This window comes from Sediminicola sp. 1XM1-17, from assembly GCF_037203765.1.
Taxonomy (GTDB): domain Bacteria; phylum Bacteroidota; class Bacteroidia; order Flavobacteriales; family Flavobacteriaceae; genus Sediminicola.
Genome location: NZ_JBBCAS010000007.1, coordinates 119,709 through 141,923, shown reverse-complemented (window position 1 = coordinate 141,923; position 22,215 = coordinate 119,709). Strand labels below are relative to the sequence as shown.

Sequence of the window (22,215 nt, the reverse complement as noted above, 5' to 3'; positions counted from 1 at the left end):
CTATAGTTTTTGGTATTGTTTAAAATATTAATGTTATTATTAAACAAAAATTTCAGATTACAGATGTGGCTTCTTTCGAATTGGGATGAACTTATGACACTTTGGACAGTCCCATACTCTTGCCTTTTTCGATCATATAAAGTTTTGCAGCCTCATACTCGTTAGGGATCTCTCCTTCTAGTATGGCTTCTTTGATAGCATCTTTTATAATACCTATTTCCTTGGAAGGTTTAAGGCCAAAGGTTTCCATGATCTCCTCTCCACTCACCGGTGGCTGAAAATTCCTTACATGGTCACGCTCTTCTACCTCTACTATTTTTTCACGTACAATTTTAAAGTTGTTCTTGTACTGTTTTTGTTTTTTTGGATTTTTTGTGGTGATATCTGCCTCACAGAGCGTCATGAGATCATCCACATGGTCACCCGCATCAAAAATAAGTCGTCTTACAGCAGAATCGGTGACATAATCCTCAGAAAGCACAATGGGCCTGGAACTCATTAGGACCATCTTTTGGACAAACTTCATTTTATCGTTCAGGGGCAAACGTAGCCTCTTAAACAATTTATAGGTCATTTTGGAACCAACAAATTCATGACCGTGGAAGGTCCAGCCTATTTTTTTATCAAACTTTTTCGTTGGTGCCTTGCCTATATCGTGCAACAATGCCGCCCAGCGCAACCAGAGATTGTCCGTGTTTTTGGAAATATTGTCCACCACCTCCAAAGTGTGCCAAAAATTATCTTTATGTTTTTGTCCCTCAATTTCTTCAATTCCCTGAAGCGCCGTAAGTTCCGGTAAGATATATTCCAACAGACCTGTTTTGTACAAAAGCCCAAGACCTAGGGATGGAGTGGTGCTCGATAGAATTTTATTGAGTTCATCAACAATACGTTCTTTGGAGATAATCTGAATGCGGTCCTTGTTTTCCGAGATGGCATGTAAGGATTCTGGAAAGATGGTAAAGTTTAGTTGAGAGGCAAATCTTATGGCCCTCATCATACGAAGGGGGTCGTCGGAATAGGTAATGTCCGGATCCAGTGGGGTGCGGATCAATTTTCTGTCCAAGTCCAAAATGCCTTCGAAAGGATCCAATAAGGTGCCATAACTCTCTTCATTGAGAGAAATAGCCAGTGCGTTTATCGTAAAATCCCGTCTTTTTTGATCATCTTCAAGTGTCCCGTCTTCAACCACAGGTTTTCTGCTATCACGATGGTAACTTTCTTTCCTGGCGCCCACAAACTCCAATTCGATCCCTTTGTTTTTGATCATTGCCGTTCCAAAGTTCTTGAAAACGGAAATTTCTGGTTTGCCGGATAGTTTTTCAGCCACCTTTTTTGCAAGGTCTATACCACTGCCAACAGCAACAATATCGATATCTTTTGGGGTGCCCCTTTCAAGAAGGTAGTCCCTGACAAACCCGCCAATGACATAACATTTTATGTCCATTTCATGGGCAGCTTGGGCTATAACGTTAAATATGGGATCTTGTAAGGCTTTTTTGTGGTTCTGATGCGTCATTTTATTCTCGGATCACTTTAACAGTTCCATCATTGCCGAGTTTTATTATGGATGAGGGAGTGCTTTTCTCTTTATCGCGGTCCAAATTTACTACATAGTCGACACCTTTTAAAATCTCAGGGCTTATTTCTTTGAAACTTGCAGGGGTCGGTTCCCCCGCAATATTGGCAGAGGTCGAGACCATTGGCTTTTTCAGCCTTTGGATCAGGTGTTGACAAAACTTGTCTGATGCCACACGAATCGCCAGAGTATTGTCTTCTGCAACGAGATTGTTGGCCACCCCTTTGGGATGGTCATAAACAATGGTTGTTGGCTTGGTGGCCATATCTATGATGTCATAGGCTACATCCGGGACCTTTTGAACATGTTGTTCCAGCATAAAGTCATTGGCAACCAAGCAGATCATAGTCTTGGTACTGGCCCTTCTTTTTAATTCATATATTTTTGATACCGCCTCCGCGTTGGTAGCATCACAACCAATGCCCCAAACGGTATCGGTAGGATACAAGATGATACCTCCATTTTGTAGCACATCCAAACAGGTCTTAATTTCTTCAGTCATCATTTCATTTAAAAGTCCAAAGTTAATATGTTTTTGCTGTTTATGCTATAGGGCGGTCAGTCTAAAGTGATCTTGAAATGTTCTGAAACCGCCAACCACTGAGTCCTATTTTTATCCTTGTCAATATTGGTACTTTTTAAGGATTCCTTTTGGGACCCTAAAATTGGAATGGGGTAATCTGCCTTCTTACTGGCCTCTCTTGAAAGTGTTCCTTGTAATGTGGACATGGCTTTGAACCAAAGATCATCTGCCTTTGGGGTCAATTGTAAAAAAAGGTCCTTGTTGGTGGCTTCTGAGTATAATGCTTTGGGAGGGTACAATACGCCCCCTGCCCCGATAGGAATAACGGCCTTGGGATTGCGTGTTCCTTGATTTGGGTATGTCCATTGTTTGTAGGGAAGGATTTCCCCTTCGGAACTTGTTCTGATGTATCTTGTTTGATTGGCGATTACCTGCTTCGGATATTCCAAATGTTCCTGGTAGAGTAGTTTTAGCCAATTTCTTCGATATATAAGGTCATCGTCACAGGTCACAATAATCTCATTGCCGTATAGTTCCAAGCTATGAATCAATTTTCTGTGGGAACAGGTCAGTTCTGAAAATCTTATTTCAAATCGGTCGGACAATAATTTAGATAGCTTTTGGGGTATGTCGTCTTTAAGGCTATCATTCAGCCACAGTAATATTTTTTTTGGGACCACCTCTTGGTCCAAAAGGCTCCTGATGACAATGTGAAGTGTTTGTAGACGTGAGGGAATAGAGGTCAAGGAGACGATTACCGGAACTTCCTTCCTATCGTTATTTTTCAGGTCACCCTCCATTTTGGATAATAGTCTTAGGGTGTGATAAATGGAAACGGGAATTTCTTTAACCTTCATAAGTCCAATTTATAAGCGTAGCCCCTTAGGTTTGTTATAGGGATATCATGATTATTGATGGAAATTCAAAGATATACAATAAGAGTTTTATATTTTTACCCTCTAATTGAATAAACCATGACGGCTCCCAAGATTTCTATAATTGTAAGCACCTATAATTCTGAGGATTGGCTCAAGAAGGTATTGTGGGGATTTAATTGTCAGACATTTAAGGACTTTGAAGTGGTGATTGCCGATGATGGATCGGGTCCTAAAACCAAGGAATTGATTGGGCAGATGCAGGAAGAGGTTTTTTATCCGATTGTGCATGTATGGCAGGAAGATGAGGGTTTTCAAAAATCGAGGATCCTGAACAAAGCGGTGGTTGCCTGTAATTCTGAATATATTATCATGACCGATGGGGATTGCATTCCACGGGAAGATTTTGTGGAAGTACATTATATCAACAAGTCAAAAGGTTATTTTATTTCTGGAGGCTACTATATGTTGCCCATGAACATCTCCAAAATGATCAGTAAGGAAGATATCGAAAAACAGAACTGTTTCAATATACACTGGTTAAAATCCAAAGGCATTGCCAAAACTTTTAAGAACAATAAACTTACTGCAAAAGGATTCATTTCAAAACTGTTCAATAAACTTACTCCGACCAATGCGAGTTGGAACGGCCATAATTCCTCTGGTTGGAAGGAGGACATCTTGGAAGTCAATGGTTTTGATGAAAGGATGCAATATGGGGGACAGGACCGTGAGCTAGGGGAGCGTTTGTTCAATCTGGGTATTCGGTCCAAACAGTTGCGATATAGTGCTGTTTGCGTTCATCTGGATCATAAAAGAGGGTATAAAACTCCAGAGTCGATTGCTAAAAACGTGGCTATCCGCAAAGAGGTTAAAAGGACCAAAAGTCACTGGACGCCTTATGGCATCATTAGGAAGTAAGCTAGTTCATTTTTTTTTTCCAGCTCCTTCAGCTCTTTGTAGCGTTCATAATCTCCAAGTGCATTCAGGTAGCAGATGATAATTCCTTTTTTTCCGTCCAAAATACCCAAACGCAAAATGTAATGGTTAAAGAATTTCCAAGCGGGTTTAAGGATCAACAGGAAGTAATTGAACTTTTTTTCTTTGTAAAACGCTTCTTTGGCTTTTAAACGGCCATAATTCAACATTTTACTTTTGTAGTCGTCGTAGTTCTTGTAGCAATAATGGATCAATTGCTCTTTTAAGATTCCCGAGGAACCGTCAACGTCCAAGGTTTCATGTACAATTTTTTTGTCCGAAAACTGGGTTTTGCTCTTTCGGAACAACCTATAGTTTTTGTCGGTCTGCCATCCGCTAAAGTGCAATGGCCTGTTCTCGAACATAAACTTTCTGTAGAACCAATAGGCAACATGCTCATTGGTGCTGTTTACGGTAGTTGTTATTTCTGTTTGTAAATTTGGGGTCACCACTTCATCGGCATCCAAAAACAATACCCAATCATGGGTGGCCTGTTTCAGGGCAAATGCCTTTTGAGCCGTAAAGTTTTCAAAGGGATTTTGGATCACCTTTACTCTTGGATGACTGTTCAGATACTCGTAGGTGCCATCGGTACTAAAAGAATCCACAACGATGATTTCATCAGCAAATTCAATGGATTGGATACATTTTTCAATGTATCCAATCTCATTGTAAGTTATAATTAACGCCGTGATTTTTTCCTTGGGACTACTCATAAAAGTCGATAACGTAAGTGCTCTTTAAAGTCGCTCACAAAAGTATAACAAAAAAAAGAAGGAAAAATTATATGTCGCCATAAAATTCCTACAATTTTCTACACGGCCACGTTATATTCCCTAAGGGCGTCGTTCAGAGAAGTTTTCTTATTGGTGCTTTCCTTTCTCTGGCCTATAATCAGGGCACAAGGCACTTGATATTCCCCTGCAGGAAATTTTTTGGTATAGCTTCCGGGGATTACAACAGATCTTGCAGGAACAAAACCTTTGCGTTCAACCGGAGTATCCCCTGTAACGTCTATAATTTTGGTAGATGCCGTTAATACCACATTGGCACCAAGTACAGCTTCGGTACCTACACGTACCCCTTCTACTACAATGCATCGCGATCCAATAAAAGCATTGTCCTCTATGATCACGGGAGCAGCTTGCAATGGCTCCAAAACACCACCAATACCGACACCACCACTCAAATGCACGTTCTTGCCGATCTGGGCACAGCTTCCTACCGTGGCCCAAGTATCCACCATGGTACCCTCATCAACATAGGCTCCGATATTGACGTAACTGGGCATTAATATGGTACCGGCCGAAATGTAAGCTCCATGGCGGGCAACAGCATTGGGCACCACACGGATACCTTTTGCAGCATATCCTTTTTTGAGGGGCATTTTATCGTGATACTCGAAAATACCGGCCTCCAAAGTTTCCATCTTTTGGATAGGAAAGTATAGTACTACCGCTTTTTTTACCCATTCGTTGATCTGCCATCCATCTGCTGTTGGCTCTGCACAACGGAGTTCACCATTATCGATCAAATCAATGATCTTGCGAATGGCTGCTTGGATATTTTCCTCTTTCAATAATTCTCGGTCATCCCAAGCTTTTTCTATGATCTGTCTTAATTCGGTCATTATATAATCAGTTTTATAGCAAATATAAACCCTAGGTGCTAATAAACCTTCCAAATTTATAGTTATAACATTTTATGCTTATTTTTGCCAAAAAAATAGAGGTGGCGAGGATTGTTGCATTGGATTTTGGAAAGGTGAGGACTGGGATTGCGGTCACGGATGAGCTACAGCTTATCGCGTCCGGACTGGAGACGGTGGAAACCAAAGGCTTACTGGATTTCCTCAAAAATTATGTGCAACAGGAGAAGGTAGAAAAATTTGTTGTTGGGGAGCCGAAACAAATGGACAATACCCCTTCGGAATCTGAAGCCCTGATCAAACCATTCTTGATCAAATTGGCCGAAGCCTTTCCGGAGATACCCATTGAGCGCCATGACGAGAGATTTACCTCCAAAATGGCATTTCAAACCATGATAGACAGTGGCTTGAAGAAAAAACAAAGAAGAAATAAGGCGTTGGTAGATGAGATAAGCGCAACAATAATCTTACAGGCATACCTCCAAAAAGCTTCTTTTTGATGATGGTGGGTTTGGAAATATGGCTCAAAAGGAAGGCTCAGCAGTATTTTGAGAATTTTTACAGTTCTAGGGATATAGCCAGGCTGAAAAACAAGAATTTTGTAATTGTGAGTCGAAATTGTTGGGGAGGCCAAGTTTATCAATGGTTAAAATTGCCATATAATACGCCTTTTGTAGGGTTGTTTATTTATACCCCATGTTATATCAAAATTCTCAAGGACTTTGATCACTACATGAACTTGGAACTTGGGTTTGTAGAAAAATCCAAATATTCGGAGTATCCTACAAATTATCCCATCGGTGTTCTGGATGATGTTGAAATTCATTTCAAACATTATGAGGACGAAAAGGAGGCAAGGGAAAAATGGGTCAGAAGAAGGGACCGCATGTTCGAAAATAAGGACATGGACAATTATTTTTTCTCCATATGCAGCTGGCGGGGTCTTACAACAGAAGATTTAAGGGAATTTTATAAGTTGCCCTTTAAAAATAAGCTCTCTTTTGATGGAAAGGAAATTTTGCAAAGGGATGAGGACCGACATATTACTTTGTACAAGGATAAAAATAACGGCAGTACCAATGCCCCAAACGGGAAAAAGCTTTTTAAGTTAACCTTCCTTTATTTGGATTTGGTGGCCTGGTTGAATACCGGAAAAATTTATAGAACAAGATTTAAAGATTAATAATAGATGATTTTACCAATTGTAGCCTATGGCGATCCCGTTTTGAGAAAAGTCGGGACTGATATTGACAAAGATTACCCTAATCTATCCTCTTTGATAGACAATATGTGGGAAACCATGTATCATGCGCATGGGGTAGGTTTGGCAGCTCCCCAAATAGGACTGCCCATTAGAATGTTCATGGTAGATGCAACCCCTTTTGCTGATGATGAAGATTTGACCGAAGCGGAACAAAACCAATTAAAGAATTTTAAGCGTGTTTTCATAAACGCTGAGATCTTAGAGGAAACTGGCAAGGAGTGGGCCTTTAACGAAGGGTGTTTGAGTATTCCGGATGTTAGGGAAGATGTGGTCAGAAAGGATACAGTGACCATTAGTTACCTGGATGAAAATTTCGAGCACCACAAGGAAACTTTCGATGGGATGTTGGCCCGTGTGATCCAGCACGAATATGATCACATTGAAGGTGTTTTGTTCACCGATAAGTTGTCGTCCTTAAAAAAGCGCCTGTTAAAGGGTAGATTGGCCAATATATCCAAAGGAAAAATCAATGTAGATTACAGAATGCGTTTTCCAGAATTGAAAAAAGCACGTTAAAGTAATTTATTTATCAGAGTAAAAGTGTAATATTTGCCCCCACAAATTTAAAAGTAGGAAATGAGTTTAGATAAAATTTTATCCATAGGAGGAAAACCAGGACTTTATAAATTGTTGACACAAACCCGTTCGGGTTTTGTTGCCGAATCCTTATTGGATGGCAAGAAAATAACCGTAGGATTTAAGAATAATGTCAGTGTACTTTCTGAAATTGCCATTTATACCCTTGAGGAGGAAGTGCCATTGAGGGAGGTATTCCAAAATATTCAAAAAAAGGAAAATGGTGGAAAGACCTCGGTAGGACACAAGGACGACAAGTTGAAATTGGAGGAATATTTCTTTGAAATATTACCAAATTATGACGAGGATCGCGTGTACATGAGCGACATTAAAAAAGTAGTACAATGGTACAATATATTGCAGGAACAGGGGATAACCGATTTTGCTGCAAAAAAGGAAGATGAAGTAAAGACCGAAGAAAAGGAATAAACCTTGTCGAATCGTAATAACAACATAAAAGCCTTCGGTTACGAAGGCTTTTTTTATGGTGTTTGCACACGGAATTATTCCCTATATTTAGGCGACTAATTTTAAAAAACCTTTATTCAATGGCATTCCGGAGCAATTGGCATTTCACATCATTACTACTATTTTTAGGCGTCTTTCTTGGGAATGCGCAACAAACAAAATCAGATAACGATTCGATAAAAAAAGCGACAAAGGAACTCCCCTTGGAGCCGGAACGTACCATATCCTTTACCACCGACAAGGGAACATGGATATCTTTGGATGTCAGTCCAGATGGCAAATCAATTGTATTTGATCTTATGGGAGATATTTATATGATGCCCATAACAGGAGGGAAGGCCACTGCATTGACAAAAGGATTGGCCTATGATGTTCATCCTAGGTTTAGTCCGGATGGAAAATCGTTGGTTTTCATTTCGGACAAGAGCGGATCCGACAATCTTTGGACCTTGGAAATTGACACCAAAAAGGATAAACAGCTCAGCAAAGAGAAAAAAGAGAATTTTTTTGCTGCCGAATGGACTTCTGACGGACAGTTTATCATTGGATCCAAGGGAAGAAGAACCCCCAAGCTTCATATTTTCCACAAGGATGGAGGAAAAGGAAATACATTGTTCAGCGAGCCTAAAGATCTAAAGACCATTGACCCGGCCATAGCTGCCGATGGGAAATTGATCTACTTTTCCCAACGAAAAGGTGCGTGGAACTACAATGCACAATTGCCACAATATCAAATTGGCACTTATGATATGGTCGATGGGGATATGGCGACCATAACGTCGCGCTATGGGTCCGCATTTACCCCTACTTTGTCCAATGATGGGGAATGGATGGTTTATGGGACTAGATTTGAGGAAGAAACCGGATTGATACTCAGAAATTTAAAAACTGGAGCAGAAAAATGGCTGGCCTATCCCGTACAACGCGATGAGCAGGAATCCATTGCACCTTTAGGGGTGTTGCCGGCTATGTCCTTTACACCTGATAATCGAAACCTGATAGTTTCTTATGGGGGGAAGATCTTTTCTATTTCTTTGGAAAACAATACAGCCAATGAAATACCCTTTGAGGTAGATGTACAATTGGATCTTGGTCCGAGATTGGACTTTAAATATCCCATAGAGGATGCCAAAGAGGCCATGGTCACCCAAATTAGGGATGCCAAACCATCACCAGATGGCAAGCAGTTGGCTTTTACTGCCCTGAATAGGCTTTATGTGATGGATTTGCCCAATGGTACACCCAAAAGGATTACCAACCATAATTTTACGGAAGCCCATCCCTCATGGTCGCCGGATGGAAAATATCTGGTGTTCACGACATGGAAAGCCGGAGGTGGCCATCTCTATAAAGCCAATGTTACAGGGCGTATCAAAGTTGAGCAATTGACCAAAGAACCCGGAATCTATACCAATCCTTCATGGTCTTATGGTGCAAATAGAATTGTTTTCCATAGTGGTTCGGCACAAAACTATGATAATGCCATCGATACTTTTTCTGATAGTGCCCAAGAAGATTTGGTTTGGATCGCTTCGGAAGGAGGGAGCATTACTTATATCGATAAATCAAAAGACCGAAGCTACCCACATTTTACCAAAGTGGATGATCGTATCTATCTTTTCGATAGCAAAAAAGGTTTGGTGTCAATTCGTTGGGACGGTTCGGACGAAAAATCGCACCTGGAGCTAAAAGGCATTGAAACCTATGGTTCTTCTGATGTTTTTGGAAAGGATCACGACATCGACCATTACCTTCCATCGCTGATGCCTTCTTCTGAAGAGGGTTGGAGGGCTGAGGAAAAAGGATCGAAGGCCAGTCTTATTCTGATATCCCCGGACGGCTCAACTGCTTTGGCCAAAATCAATAATGATATTTATTCCGTGATCATCCCCAGATATGGTAAAACGCCCTCCGTATCGGTAGCTAAGCCACAAGAGGCAGCTTTTCCGGTCATGAAACTTACCATCATGGGAGGGGAGTTTCCCGTTTGGTCCTCCAACAGTAAAATGGTGCATTGGTCCTTAGGGGCTAGCCATTTCAAATATGATCTGGAGGCCGGAAAGAAATTCAATGACAGTATAGCGGACATTAAAAAGAAGGAGAAGGAATTAAAGGATCTTGGTAAAAAGACCGACTCCATTAAGGAGGGTAAACCCAATGGGGAAGATGCCAAAAAGGATCCAAAATTCAAGGCCGAGGAATTTAAAATAAAGGTGGTTTATAAAAAGGACATCCCAACAGGGAACTTATTATTGAAAGGGGGGCGCATCATTACCATGAATGGTGATGAGGTTATCGAAAATGGGGATATTCTGGTTGTAAACAACCGCATTAAACAGATTGGTCCATCTGGAAGTTTTATTTCTCCTACCGGTACCGAGGTTCTAGATATGTCTGGAAAAACGCTAACTCCAGGATTTGTGGATACCCATGCCCATATGTGGCCCAATTGGAACGTTCACAAGAGCCAGGTCTGGATGTATTCTGCCAATCTCGCCTATGGCGTAACCACTACGAGAGATCCGCAGACGGCTACAACGGATGTGCTTACCTACTCGGATATGGTAGATGCCGGGATGCTTCATGGACCACGGGTGTATAGTACAGGACCTGGGGTAGGCTATTGGTCATACCAGATCGAAAGTTTGGATCATGCCAAGGATGTTTTAAAACAGTATAGCGAATATTACAATACCAAAAGTATCAAGATGTACCTGGTAGGCAATAGACAGCAACGGCAGTGGATTATCATGGCGGCCAAAGAGCTTCAGCTTATGCCCACCACGGAAGGCGGATTGGATTTTAAACTGAACATGACCCAACTTTTGGATGGTTATCCTGGACATGAACACTCCTTGCCGATCTATCCTATTTACCAAGATGTGGTGAAGACCATAGCAGATGCAAAAATGGCGGTAACACCAACACTACTGGTTTCTTATGGAGGGCCATGGGCAGAAAATTATTTTTACGCAACGGAAGATGTATGGGGCGATCAAAAATTGCAATATTTTACGCCTTACGAGGAGTTGGCCAATAAATCAAGAAGAAGACCGGGATGGTTTATGGAGGAAGAGCATGTATTTAAAAAACATGCGGAATTCATGAAAGATCTGGTGAAGGCAGGAGGCTTGGCAGGTATTGGCAGTCATGGTCAATTGCAGGGTCTCGGATTCCATTGGGAATTGTGGTCCGTGGCAAGTGGTGGAATGTCTAACCACGATGCTCTTAGGGTAGCCACTATCCTTGGGGCTAAGTCCCTGGGGTTGGATGGCGATTTGGGAACCCTTGAACCGGGCAAATTGGCGGATATTTTGATACTGACCCAGAACCCCTTGGAGGATTTAAGAAATACCAATACCCTGCAACAGGTCATCAAAAACGGAAAAGTATATGATGCCAATAATTTGGACGAAGTTTGGCCCAAAGCCAAAAAGGCTGATAAATTTGATTGGCAAACGAAAAAACCTATAGGAATTCCAGGAATGGAAAAATAGAAGATATAAGTCTGTCGCGTAAAAAAGCCCTCATGACTGAGGGCTTTTTTTATGTGAATGTAATGGGTTCTTTATTTTTCAGTGGGAATGGTTTTTATTTTTCTTTTCCAATCTATTATTGGTGAAGGATAATACTTCACCTCCATACTTTCCAGATAGGGAACTTGGTTGGCCAGTCGGACCTTAAAATTTTCCCAATCCCTATTCCCTTCAGTGCTCCAACCCAATTCAGCGTATCCTATTATTCTGGGAAAGGCCAGATATTCCAACTCTTCCATAGTGCCAATGGTTTCCGACCATAATGGGGCTTCAACCCCCAATATATCTTTGGCTTGCACTCCTTTAATGTATTTTTCGGGACTCCATTGGTAGGCAGAATCCACTGGGATATGTCCGGCCCAATCCAGTCCAAATTTCGAAAGTGAATCGTATTTCATGTCCAAATATGCTTTTTTGGCAGGGGACATGATTATTTTATTACCCTTTTCCAAGGCAGTTATTGCATTGGATGGATTGCTCCAATGTTGTGCAATGGTTGTAGAATCTATATCGGCCTGTACAATTTCATCCCATCCGATCATCTTTTTTCCATATTTATGGACTATTTTTTCCACATTGTCCACAAAATGGATATAATCCTTTTTCTTGGTGACATGACTTTCATCCCCTCCAATATGGAAATAAGGCCCTGGTGTCATTTCGCTTATCTCCCGTATGACATCATCCAAAAAAGCATAGACCGTATCTTTCTTGGTATCAAAAGTACTAAAGCCCACCCTGGTGCCGGTATAGGGTTTTACCACCTTTCCATTGCCGTTCAAAAAAGGATAGGAGACCGATGCGGCATTGGTGTGCCCAGGCATGTCGATCTCAGGAATAATGGTAATATGTCGTTCTGAGGCGTATCTGACAATTTCTTTGTAATCCTCTTGGGTAAAGAAACCGCCTTCGCCACCACCCACTTCGGTTTTGCCGCCCACAGCGGTAAGGTCAGGCCATGATTTTATTTCAATCCGCCATCCCTGATCATCCGAGAGGTGCAGGTGCAGGACATTCATTTTGTAATAGGCCAATAGGTCCAAATACTTTTTCACGTCCTGGACTTCAAAAAAATGCCGTGCCACGTCCAGCATGGCCCCCCTATAGCCAAAATTAGGATGATCCCAAATTTTCCCGGTAGGTATCAACCACATTTTATGATCGGTGAGGGTATCATTGCTGGTTTCGGGGATAAGCTGTCTTAGGGTCTGAATTCCCCTGAAGGCTCCTTCAGCAGTTTTTGAATTTATGATCACAGAATCTTTGGAGATGTATAATTGATAGGATTCTTTGGTCTTTAAATCCAAACTATCCGATTGGTTGATGTAAATAATGCGTTCTACGGATGCAGAGGCCGATTCATTAACGGGCAGGGTAAGACTGATTTTTTCATTTATTTTTTGGGAAAGAAAATGACCTATTTCGGGGAATCCATACGTATTTTGTGAGGTATGGATAGCGGTATGTTCATCAAGTCCGAATGCACTGTTGGTGGCAATAATTTTGTAGGGCTTGGGAATTAGATTTTCAGTGGCCAGGTCTGTATATGGAAATTGAATCTGTTTTTTTACTTTCGTTTCTTGGCAAGCTACCATGCTGATGATAGTTACAAATAGTGCGAAGGATCTGATCAGGTGCGATTTGGTCATGGAAAGGACTACTGTGGATTTAGGATTATTTGACATGTTTTTTAATAACGGAAAGCCAAAGCTCATATCCCTTGGAGTTCATATGAAGTCCGTCCCTCAAAAAGATATCGCGCCTTACCCTATTGTTTTGCAACATAGGGTCCCAAACATTGGCATAACTTATAGTGTCATCCCTTTTGGACAAACGTTCAAAGCCGCGATTCAGTTTTTTAAATTGGGTTCTTTGACTCCATCTGGCAATACTTGGTTTGGCAGAGATCAGCACAATTTCTGTTTTTGAATCTCTTGCCTTGATTCGGTTTATGATCGCCAAGGTGTTGTTCAGGATGTCTTCCGTTTGTACTTTGGCCGCAATATCATTGTCACCTTCGTAAATAAATACCTTTTGGGGTCTGTACTGCAAGATCAATTCATTGGAATAACGCAATAGATCGGAAGAGGTGGATCCTCCAAAGCCCGAGTTGATGACTTGGTATTCAGGAAAAGCTTCCTGAATATTGTTCCACATTCGGATACTGGAACTGCCCGTAAAAACAATGGTGGGTTTTGATGAATCCCAAAATCTGTCATACTTTTTTTGAATGGAAATGACCTCATCCTGAAATGGTCCGCTTTGTTGCGCCTGTCCAAAAAATAGAAAGAAGAACGAAAAAATCAATATAAATTTCAAAGCAAAAATGGTATTGGTTGGATACTTAATGCAACGTTTTTAAAATAAAAATATTTTGCAAATCAGTTACATTTTCGGGGTAAAAGTATCAAATATTTCGACTATTTGTCAAAATGTTTTTTAAAATCATACATCTAGTAATCAGTGGTTTAAGAGGGGTTTGGTCAGTTTCTGCGCAATGGACCAATCCAAGAAACGTTCAATCCAAGAATCAGAGGGCAACCCTTGGGTTTTCATCCCAAATCCGTGTCCCCCTTTGGAGTACATGTGCAATTCTGCATCAATACTTTTTTTTGTCCAGGAAGTATAGAGGTCAACACTGGCAGGAGCAAGGCCCAAAGGATCATCCGTGGAGCAGATAACCAGCATAGGGGGACTGTTAACAGGAACGTCGTTGGAGGGGACAATGTCCATCCAAGCATAAACAGGGACAATGAAATTTGGTCTGTTTTCATCCGATGCAATATAGGTGACGGACATCGTTACCGCACCCCCTGCGGAAAATCCCATAAATCCAATTTTATCAGGATCTACCCCCAACTTTGTGGCATTTTCCCTGACGTATCTCACGGCATGGAGCCCGTCCTCGGTGGCTATTTTCAGAACTCTGGAGGCCTTGTCATTGACTTGTTCACCATCCTTGTCCAAATCGGCCACCCCATCCTCCCCAGTCGGCACCAGTCTATATTTCAGGACAAACGCCGTAATGCCTTTTTGGTTTAGCCAACGGGCAACGTCATTTCCTTCACTATTGATGCTAAGGGCATACATTCCTCCACCCGGGGCAATAATAACAGCAGTGCCGTTCGCAATAGTTGGATCTGGCCTAAATATTTCCATGGTGGGTTTGGAGACATTGGTTACCACTTGGGTCTGCCATATTTCCGAGAAATAGCTTTTTTCTGCTTTTTTCCAATGTATATCCAGGCTATTATCGGAAGGAAGATTAACAATTTCCTGAGATAGTGTCATTGTAGGAATTAGGATGCCTAGGAATAGATAAAAGTATTTCATAAGAATTGAATGTTTTAATTCGGAAAAAGAAAGGATTGTCCGACCTTAGGTTGCAATGGGAACATTTTCCAGTTGGCCCCATTCTGTCCAAGAGCCGTCATAAACTGCCGTTGGATTTTTTTGGACCAGCTCACTTGCCAAAAGAACAATACAGGCCGTTAGTCCCGAACCACAGGTGAACACCAAGGGATGTTCCCCAATATTGAATGGTTCAAATAAGGGTCTTAATGCTTCTTTGGGAAGAAATTGTCCATCTTTGAGAACAGCTGTAAAGGGTAAGTTCAATGACCCTGGGACATGCCCTCCTTTTAGATCTGCTCTGGGTTCTGGTTCCGTCCCACGAAAACGTCCGGAGGAACGTGCATCGATGATCAAGGCCTCTTTTTTATCAATATTCCTTAAAATATCGGTTGCATTTTTCACTCTTTGTGGTCTGAATTTGGCCATAAAAGAACCTTTAGTATAATTCGAATCCTGGTCTGGTTCTAAGGGCAGATCTTCTTTGATCCATTTGGGAAGACCCCCATCAAGAACGGCGACGTTATCATGTCCCATGGTTTTGAACATCCACCAAACCCTTGGGCTGGAATAGATCCCCAAATTGTCATAAACAACGATTTGGCTATCCGCATCAATTCCCAAATTTTGGCACGCAACAGTAAAGGAGGCTTCATCGGGCAACATATTGGGCAAACTGTTGTTCTTGTCCGAAAATGAATTTTTTAGATCAAAAAACCTGGCCTTGGGAATACGAACGTTGCCTATATCAGAATTTGGGCCCGACTTGTTTTCTGACATGCTGGCATCCAAAATAATTAGTTTTGGATCGTTTAGATGGTTTTTTAACCAAGCTGTGGAGACCAAAGATGGTAGCATAGTGTTTTTTTTGTACTAAAATAAGAATTTTCCCAACCTAAATGGCTTTGGGAGGTTTATTAACAATGTCTTTTGATCCACGGGTGCATCTTTTGGAATTAATGTTAAAAATGTGTGTGAATGGGTTAATAGGGAGTTAAACAGGATTGTAAATTTGGGTTCTAACGCCTTATCCTTTAACTTTAAGATATGGAAAACGTATTAATAGCAGGTGCCAATGGTACCACAGGAAAGATAATAGTAAACCTTTTGAAAGAATCACAATATTTCAGACCAATTGCCATGGTACGTAAGAAAGACCAGATGGAACAATTTGAGTCCATGGGGGTAAAAACCATATTGGGAGATTTGGAAAAGGATTTGGTCCATACCATGGACGATATAGATAAGGTGATATTCGCCGCGGGTTCCGGAGGAAAAAAAGTAGTGGAAGTTGACCAAGAAGGAGCAAAAAGACTCATTGACGTGGCAAAAATGGCACATATCAAAAAATTTGTAATGTTGAGTTCCATTGGGGCAGACCAACCCGAGAAGGCTGATAAGTTGCAGGACTATCTGAAAGCCAAACAGAACGCAGATGAGCATCTCAGGCACAGCGGTCTCAATTATACCATTGTTCGCCCAGGGGCACTAAAAAATGATAAAGCGGTCGGAAAGATAGACCTGGCCAAAAGTTTGGAGCATAAAGATGGAGACATCAGTAGGCAGGATGTTGCCCAGACTTTGGTAAGGGTACTTCACGATACCACCGCCAATGCGGCAACTTTCGAAATATTGGAAGGAGACACCCTGATAGGGGAGGCCGTAAAAAAAGTATCGGTCGCAGAGGCCAAATAGGTATTTAAATTTGAGTTAGTTGGAAAATCCCTCTTAAGGTAGTTCTTGGGGGGATTTTTTTTGCCATCCTACGAAAGGAATTCGCGAACCAATACCAATATCAGACCAATTATAAAAAGTGTGGTGAAAATAAGTTTGTTGTATTTGGCCAGCCAGTTTGGAAGAAAAATATCAAAATTATCCTTTTCAGAATCCGAGTAATTTCTCGCCAAAACGGTCAACGGACAGTACATCTTGAAAAGGAGCAATACAATTCCCTCCGCGAACACCAGACCAATGGATACCCAGGTAAGCGTATTGACCTTACCGGTCACCCCCGAATAAAGAACATAAAATATAATGACGACAAAAAAGAGCCAGATCAGGGTGTGTACTATTTTTATGGCCAAAAGTTTATGTGCCTCTTTCATCGGTTTTGACTTTTGTTTCAAAGAAAGTTAATGGAATTGATATGATTTATTCTCTAAAATAACAATTAAATCGTACGTGGGCTTCTGGGGTAGATTCGTATTTTTACGAAAACTTTTTTGCATGAATTCTAGAGCAACCCAATTAAAGGCCTTCGATAGATTATTGACCATCATGGATGAACTAAGGGCAAAATGTCCATGGGACCAAAAGCAGACCATGCAGACCTTGAGGCACCTGACCATTGAGGAAACTTATGAACTAGGCGATGCCATATTGGACAATGACCTGGAGGAAGTAAAAAAGGAATTGGGGGACGTCCTATTGCATATTGTTTTTTACGCAAAAATAGGAAGTGAGTCCAATGCCTTTGATATGGCCGATGTGGCAAATGATATTTGTGAAAAGCTCATTACCAGGCACCCCCATATTTATGGGGATGTTGAAGTTGCCAATGAGGAAGAAGTGAAGCAGAATTGGGAGAACATCAAGCTAAAGGAAGGTAAAAAAAGTGTTTTGGAGGGCGTGCCCAACAGTCTTCCGGCATTGGTGAAATCCAACCGCATTCAGGACAAAGTTGCTGGGGTTGGCTTCGATTGGGAAAAACCGGAACAAGTTTGGGAAAAGGTCCAAGAAGAATTGGAAGAATTTCAAGAAGAGGTAAGGACTGGAAATACAGACGCCATGGAGGCCGAATTTGGCGATGTGCTCTTTTCCATGGTAAATTACGCCAGATTCCTGAACATCAATCCAGAAAATGCCCTGGAACGGACCAATAAAAAATTCATCAAAAGGTTTCAATACTTGGAAGGGAAGGCCAAAGAGCAGGGCAAGGCCTTAAAAGATATGACCCTGACAGAAATGGATGTATTTTGGGAGGAAGCAAAACAATTGTAATCCCTATTACATAATTCAACTTGAAAACAGGGAGTCAACCCAATGGTTCACCTTCAACAAAGCATTAACGAAACTACCGGCCCCTTTTGATGCCCTTGACAAGCTCATACCAGATCACTGAGGCAAATCCCAATCCAATACTGGTCCACAATTGCATATGGGAGAGGCTTTCAAATTGAAAAAATGTCGTAAAGGGTTCCATATAGAGCAATAAGGCGGTTAGGACAATTGTTATTCCAATGATGATACCCACTAAATTGTTCTTGTATTTCAGGGTGGTCAGAGCGGAATAATAAAAGGATCTATTGACCAAGGTTAGGAAAATGTTGGCAGCAATCAAGGTCGTGAAGACCATGGCTCTGGTTGTATCTTCATTGAATCCGTTGGAGACGGCCAATTGGTATGCCGTTAACGTTCCTGCCGTTATGGCCAAACCTTGTATGATACTTGTGGTCAGTTCTCTCCAACTGAAAAAAGTATTTGAAAAAGGACGAGGTTTTTGAATCATGGTGTTTTTTTCCATGGGTTCATTCTCATAGATAATGGAACAGGTAGGGCCCATGATCAACTCCAGCAGGATCACATGTACAGGGGTAAAAATATTGGGATACATCCACCCAAGGGCCAAGGGGATAAAAACGGTCAAGATGATGGGGATGTGAATGGAAATCACATATTGAATGGCCTTTTTTAGGTTTGTATAAATTTTTCTTCCCATGGCTATGGCATCTACCATCTTGGCCAGGTCATCATCTACCAAAATTAGGGAGGCCGCCTGTTTCGCTATTTCGGTCCCTTTTTTGCCCATGGCCACCCCAATGTGTGCGGCCTTGAGTGCAGGACCATCGTTGACACCGTCCCCGGTCATGACCACCACTTCATTATTTGCTTTCAATGCATTGATGATACGCATTTTGGCATCGGGAAACATGCGGGTAAATATCTGTGTTTTTCTTACACACTCCTGTAACTCATTATCCTTTAAACTCATTAATTCATCCCCGGAGATGCTTTTTTCATATCCCCTAAAGTGGACCTGTTTGGCAATGGCCTCGGTGGTCTCCGCATTATCACCCGTTACAATCTTTACCGTAATCCCGGCCTCGTGAAAATGTTCGAACACAGAAGCTATATTTTCTTTTGGAGGATCATAAAAGGCCACCAGACCTTTAAAGGAGAAGGTAAATTGCTGTTGTTTTTTGGGGAAATCATCCCCTTTAAATGCTGATGCCCCAACTCCCAGTATGCGGTACCCATTTTTGGCCAATGCTTCAATGGCATTGCCAATGTCTTTTTTCTGTGCCTCGGTCAGATCGGATATTTCCATGAATGATTCTGGAGCTCCTTTGGCGGCAATGATGCGACTTCCCTGATCATTTTCAAAAAGATGGGTCATCATCGGGGGCTTTCCGCCCAATGGATATTCGTGGATCATCTTGTAATCCGGTCTTTCATCCGTTGAATAGTGTTGGCTATAGGAATCATGTAGTGCCAGCTCCATGGCATCAAAAGGGATGGGTTCACTGGCCCACATTGCCATTCTTATCAATTCCTTTTCCTGTGCGGACAATCCTTGTCCAGGATCTGAAAATTTTCCGGAATCAAGAACAAAGACCCGTGCGATACTCATTTTGTTTTGCGTAATGGTGCCAGTCTTATCGGTGCAGATAACTGTGGCGCTCCCTAGGGTTTCTACCGTCTTCATTTGTTTTACCACAACCCCCAATTTCATCAAACGCCAAGCCCCAAGGGCCATAAACGTCGTAAAGGCCACGGGGATCTCCTCGGGCAAAATACTCATGGCCAGGGTCAGTGCCTTTAGTAGACTATCCAGTAGATCAAAGGATTTGGAGTAGTTTATGCCCCAGACAATCAAAAAGACCAAGGCTCCCCAAAACACCATTTTTTTGACAAAATTGACTATTTGATGCTCTAGGGGCGTCTTTTCTACTTGAATATCTTCAAGGCTTTTGCCTATTTTTCCAAGAGCTGTATTGTTCCCAATGGCAGTGATAGTGGCAATGGCCAAACCGCTGGCAACAGTCGTACCCAAGAAAATTGAATTATCCTCCTTGTCCACGTCCTTGTAAACGGATAGGGATTCTCCTGTGAGGATGGATTCATTGACAGAAAAGTCGTTGGAATGTATGATGGTTCCGTCCGCTGGGATAGTGCTCCCTTCCTCAACAATTAAACAGTCGCCTATAACAAGTTCTTCGCTCCTGATCTCCAACACCTCCCCGTTTCTATAAACTTTGGAATGGGGTTGGGTAAAATCTTTGAGTTTGTTGAGCGCTTGGCGGCTTCTGGAATCTTGATAGAGGGAAATGGAAGCTACCATCACAATGGCTATGCCCAAGAAAATTCCATCACCATAATCCCCACTCACAAAATAAATAACAGAAGCGACGAGCAACAGGATTACCATGGGCTCCTGGCCAAGACTTTTTATAGCCTGGAGGATTTTATTTTCTTTTTTGAAGATCAATTTGTTTTGTCCATACGAAGCTCTTGATTGAAGTACTTGTTCATCGGTCAAACCTTTGATCTCAAAATTTTCAATGGACATTTAGGTATGGTTAGCGCTTTTGCCGTTAGTTATCCCTAAAATAATCAAAATAGAGCAAATGGTAATATTTATAGAAACGGGACCTGGACGTTTTTGGGAAGAAATCCAATTGTATCGCTGGAGAGGTGGCCTTGGACGCTGTGAAACCGAATTATATACTTGAAATCTTACATATAAAACCATGGTAACTTCTATATTTGCACTTCAAAAATTGAGACCTTGTTCAAGCAGTACACCAAAGAATTCCGCTATAATTTGCAATTGTCCTTTCCTGTTATATTAGGAATGCTCGGCCATACGTTTGTGGCCTTTGCGGATAATATTATGGTGGGCCAGTTGGGTACCGCTGAACTGGCGGCCGTTTCTTTGGGAAATAGCTTTGTGTTCATTGCCATGTCACTTGGTATAGGATTTTCCACGGCTATTACTCCGCTTGTTGCCGAGGCCGATGGTGCAGGAAACAAAGAGGATGGCAAAAGTGCCTTAAAACACGGACTTTTGCTTTGTACTGTTCTGGGGCTGTCCCTATTTGGGTTGATCATGTTGTCCAAACCGTTGATGTATTTAATGAAACAACCGCCAGAGGTTGTTGAATTGGCGATGCCTTATTTGGATTTAGTGGCATTTTCTTTGGTGCCATTGATTATTTTTCAAGCGTTCAAGCAATTTTCAGAGGGTCTTTCCCAGACCAAATATCCCATGTATGCCACGGTGATCGCCAATATTGTCAACATCATACTGAACTATTTGTTGATCTTCGGTTCTTTGGGTTTTCCGAAAATGGGTATAGTAGGTGCCGCTTTGGGGACCTTGATTTCTAGGATCGTCATGGTCATTTTTATTTGGGCCCTGCTAAAGAGTAAGAAGAAATTCCATGATTATGTTACTGGGTTCGATTTCCGCAACCTGGAAAAAACGGTCATGAAAAAAATTATGGACCTTGGATTTCCTTCGGCCCTACAGATGTTTTTTGAAGTGGCCATTTTTACGGCTGCTATCTGGCTGAGCGGGGTCTTGGGTAAAAATTCACAGGCTGCCAATCAGATAGCGTTGAATTTATCGAGTATGACATTTATGGTGGGCATGGGATTGGGAGTCGCGGCCATGATTCGTGTCGGGAACCAAAAGGGGCTAAAGAATTTTCAAGATCTAAGACGTATAGCCGTCTCCATTTTCTTTTTGACATTTTTGTTGGAAATAGTATTTGCCGCACTCTTCCTTTTGTTCAAAGATTGGTTGCCAACCATTTATTTGGATGTCAACGACCTTGCCAATAGTGCGGATAATACCGAGGTGATCATTATGGCCGCAGAGCTTTTATTGGTCGCTGCATTTTTTCAGATTTCAGACGGACTACAAGTTGTGGTTCTGGGAGCGCTTAGGGGGTTGCAAGATGTAAAGATCCCCACTTTTATTACGTTTATAGCCTATTGGTTAATTGGTTTCCCAGTAAGCTTTTACCTCGGGCTTTATACCCCCTTGAGAAGTACAGGGATTTGGATCGGACTACTGGCAGGCTTAACTGCCTCTGCAATTATGTTGTATATTCGATTTAATTATCAGACCAAAAAGTTAATGGTCAATACATAAAAAATATAAAAAAGTAAACTAAAGAAGATTATGGAATTTCCTAAATTTTTACTGGGTGACAATACAGACTACCCAACAGCCATATTTGTAATCCATACGGAGTATCCCAGATTCATTATCAATTTGGAAGATGATGAGGTAGAGTGGTTGGAAGATTTCACCAAAGAGGATGAAGAGGATCTGGAATCCGAAGCGGAAACATTGATTGAAGCGGCTACCGCGTTTTATGATAGGGAAATATCCAGATACGTGGATTAA

The 22,215-nt window shown here is 41.6% G+C and carries 21 protein-coding genes; 10 read left to right on the top strand and 11 right to left on the bottom strand.

What is annotated here, in order from left to right:
- Positions 1 to 91: 91 nt before the first annotated feature.
- From WAA86_RS11840 to WAA86_RS11830, 3 genes are read right to left on the bottom strand one after another with little or no spacing between them, the layout of a single operon-like run.
- A complete protein-coding gene (locus WAA86_RS11840; RefSeq protein WP_337301219.1) occupies positions 92 to 1,519 on the bottom strand; it encodes a CCA tRNA nucleotidyltransferase in 1,428 nt (475 codons plus the stop codon).
- A gap of 1 nt (position 1,520) precedes the next feature.
- On the bottom strand, positions 1,521 to 2,081 hold the full coding sequence (locus WAA86_RS11835) for an L-threonylcarbamoyladenylate synthase (RefSeq protein WP_337301338.1): 561 nt from the start codon (positions 2,079 to 2,081) through the stop codon (positions 1,521 to 1,523).
- A gap of 56 nt (positions 2,082 to 2,137) precedes the next feature.
- Positions 2,138 to 2,959, bottom strand: a complete 822-nt coding sequence (locus WAA86_RS11830; RefSeq protein ID WP_337301218.1) for a glycosyltransferase — start codon at positions 2,957 to 2,959, stop codon at positions 2,138 to 2,140.
- Positions 2,960 to 3,076: 117 nt separating this feature from the next.
- On the opposite strand from WAA86_RS11830, the gene WAA86_RS11825 reads away from it, so the two are divergent.
- A complete protein-coding gene (locus tag WAA86_RS11825; RefSeq protein WP_337301217.1) occupies positions 3,077 to 3,898 on the top strand; it encodes a glycosyltransferase family 2 protein in 822 nt (273 codons plus the stop codon).
- Here the strand turns inward: WAA86_RS11825 and WAA86_RS11820 are convergent.
- Entirely contained in the window at positions 3,877 to 4,671 is a 795-nt protein-coding gene (locus WAA86_RS11820; protein WP_337301216.1) for a glycosyltransferase family 2 protein, read from the bottom strand. The two genes, WAA86_RS11825 and WAA86_RS11820, sit on opposite strands and share 22 nt — an antisense overlap.
- A 98-nt stretch (positions 4,672 to 4,769) precedes the next feature.
- On the bottom strand, positions 4,770 to 5,585 hold the full coding sequence (locus WAA86_RS11815; RefSeq protein ID WP_337301215.1) for a 2,3,4,5-tetrahydropyridine-2,6-dicarboxylate N-succinyltransferase: 816 nt from the start codon (positions 5,583 to 5,585) through the stop codon (positions 4,770 to 4,772).
- A 101-nt stretch (positions 5,586 to 5,686) separates the two neighbouring features.
- Between WAA86_RS11815 and ruvX the strand changes: the two genes are divergently transcribed.
- The 5 genes from ruvX to WAA86_RS11790 all read left to right on the top strand — a co-directional run bounded on the left by ruvX (position 5,687) and on the right by WAA86_RS11790 (position 11,408).
- Entirely contained in the window at positions 5,687 to 6,103 is a 417-nt protein-coding gene (gene ruvX / locus WAA86_RS11810) for a Holliday junction resolvase RuvX (RefSeq protein ID WP_337301337.1), read from the top strand.
- On the top strand, positions 6,103 to 6,786 hold the full coding sequence (locus WAA86_RS11805; RefSeq protein WP_337301214.1) for a DUF1919 domain-containing protein: 684 nt from the start codon (positions 6,103 to 6,105) through the stop codon (positions 6,784 to 6,786). The genes ruvX and WAA86_RS11805 overlap by 1 nt, the downstream gene beginning before the upstream one ends.
- A gap of 6 nt (positions 6,787 to 6,792) precedes the next feature.
- Entirely contained in the window at positions 6,793 to 7,383 is a 591-nt protein-coding gene (gene def / locus WAA86_RS11800; protein WP_337301213.1) for a peptide deformylase, read from the top strand.
- A gap of 60 nt (positions 7,384 to 7,443) precedes the next feature.
- Positions 7,444 to 7,872, top strand: coding sequence for a DUF5606 family protein (locus WAA86_RS11795; protein ID WP_337301212.1), 429 nt, complete (start codon positions 7,444 to 7,446; stop codon positions 7,870 to 7,872).
- Positions 7,873 to 7,991: 119 nt separating this feature from the next.
- Entirely contained in the window at positions 7,992 to 11,408 is a 3,417-nt protein-coding gene (locus WAA86_RS11790) for an amidohydrolase family protein (protein ID WP_337301211.1), read from the top strand.
- A gap of 71 nt (positions 11,409 to 11,479) precedes the next feature.
- Here the strand turns inward: WAA86_RS11790 and WAA86_RS11785 are convergent, their stop codons facing one another.
- From WAA86_RS11785 to WAA86_RS11770, 4 genes are all read right to left on the bottom strand, one after another.
- Positions 11,480 to 13,096, bottom strand: coding sequence for a family 20 glycosylhydrolase (locus tag WAA86_RS11785; RefSeq protein WP_337301336.1), 1,617 nt, complete (start codon positions 13,094 to 13,096; stop codon positions 11,480 to 11,482).
- Between the two features lie 25 nt (positions 13,097 to 13,121).
- Positions 13,122 to 13,766 carry a GDSL-type esterase/lipase family protein gene (locus WAA86_RS11780; RefSeq protein WP_337301210.1) on the bottom strand — a complete coding sequence of 215 codons (645 nt, stop codon included), beginning with the start codon at positions 13,764 to 13,766 and terminating at the stop codon, positions 13,122 to 13,124.
- Between the two features lie 141 nt (positions 13,767 to 13,907).
- Positions 13,908 to 14,780 carry an alpha/beta hydrolase gene (locus tag WAA86_RS11775; RefSeq protein WP_337301209.1) on the bottom strand — a complete coding sequence of 291 codons (873 nt, stop codon included), beginning with the start codon at positions 14,778 to 14,780 and terminating at the stop codon, positions 13,908 to 13,910.
- A 45-nt stretch (positions 14,781 to 14,825) separates the two neighbouring features.
- Positions 14,826 to 15,656, bottom strand: coding sequence for a sulfurtransferase (locus WAA86_RS11770; RefSeq protein WP_337301208.1), 831 nt, complete (start codon positions 15,654 to 15,656; stop codon positions 14,826 to 14,828).
- A 189-nt stretch (positions 15,657 to 15,845) separates the two neighbouring features.
- Here WAA86_RS11770 and WAA86_RS11765 point away from each other — a divergent pair, with 189 nt between their 5' ends.
- Positions 15,846 to 16,493: an SDR family oxidoreductase gene (locus WAA86_RS11765; RefSeq protein WP_337301207.1), complete on the top strand. Its 648-nt coding sequence runs from the start codon at positions 15,846 to 15,848 to the stop codon at positions 16,491 to 16,493.
- 68 nt (positions 16,494 to 16,561) lie between these two features.
- Here the strand turns inward: WAA86_RS11765 and WAA86_RS11760 are convergent, their stop codons facing one another.
- Positions 16,562 to 16,903: a hypothetical protein gene (locus WAA86_RS11760; protein ID WP_337301206.1), complete on the bottom strand. Its 342-nt coding sequence runs from the start codon at positions 16,901 to 16,903 to the stop codon at positions 16,562 to 16,564.
- 121 nt (positions 16,904 to 17,024) lie between these two features.
- Here WAA86_RS11760 and mazG point away from each other — a divergent pair, with 121 nt between their 5' ends.
- Entirely contained in the window at positions 17,025 to 17,798 is a 774-nt protein-coding gene (gene mazG, locus WAA86_RS11755; protein WP_337301205.1) for a nucleoside triphosphate pyrophosphohydrolase, read from the top strand.
- A 73-nt stretch (positions 17,799 to 17,871) separates the two neighbouring features.
- Here mazG and WAA86_RS11750 read toward each other — a convergent pair whose 3' ends face one another.
- On the bottom strand, positions 17,872 to 20,367 hold the full coding sequence (locus tag WAA86_RS11750) for a cation-translocating P-type ATPase (RefSeq protein ID WP_337301204.1): 2,496 nt from the start codon (positions 20,365 to 20,367) through the stop codon (positions 17,872 to 17,874).
- A 219-nt stretch (positions 20,368 to 20,586) separates the two neighbouring features.
- Here WAA86_RS11750 and WAA86_RS11745 point away from each other — a divergent pair, with 219 nt between their 5' ends.
- Together WAA86_RS11745 and WAA86_RS11740 are read left to right on the top strand one after the other, a co-directional pair.
- Positions 20,587 to 21,957 (top strand): MATE family efflux transporter, encoded by a 1,371-nt coding sequence (locus tag WAA86_RS11745; protein WP_337301203.1) that lies wholly within the window; start codon positions 20,587 to 20,589, stop codon positions 21,955 to 21,957.
- Between the two features lie 30 nt (positions 21,958 to 21,987).
- Positions 21,988 to 22,215, top strand: coding sequence for a hypothetical protein (locus tag WAA86_RS11740; RefSeq protein WP_337301202.1), 228 nt, complete (start codon positions 21,988 to 21,990; stop codon positions 22,213 to 22,215).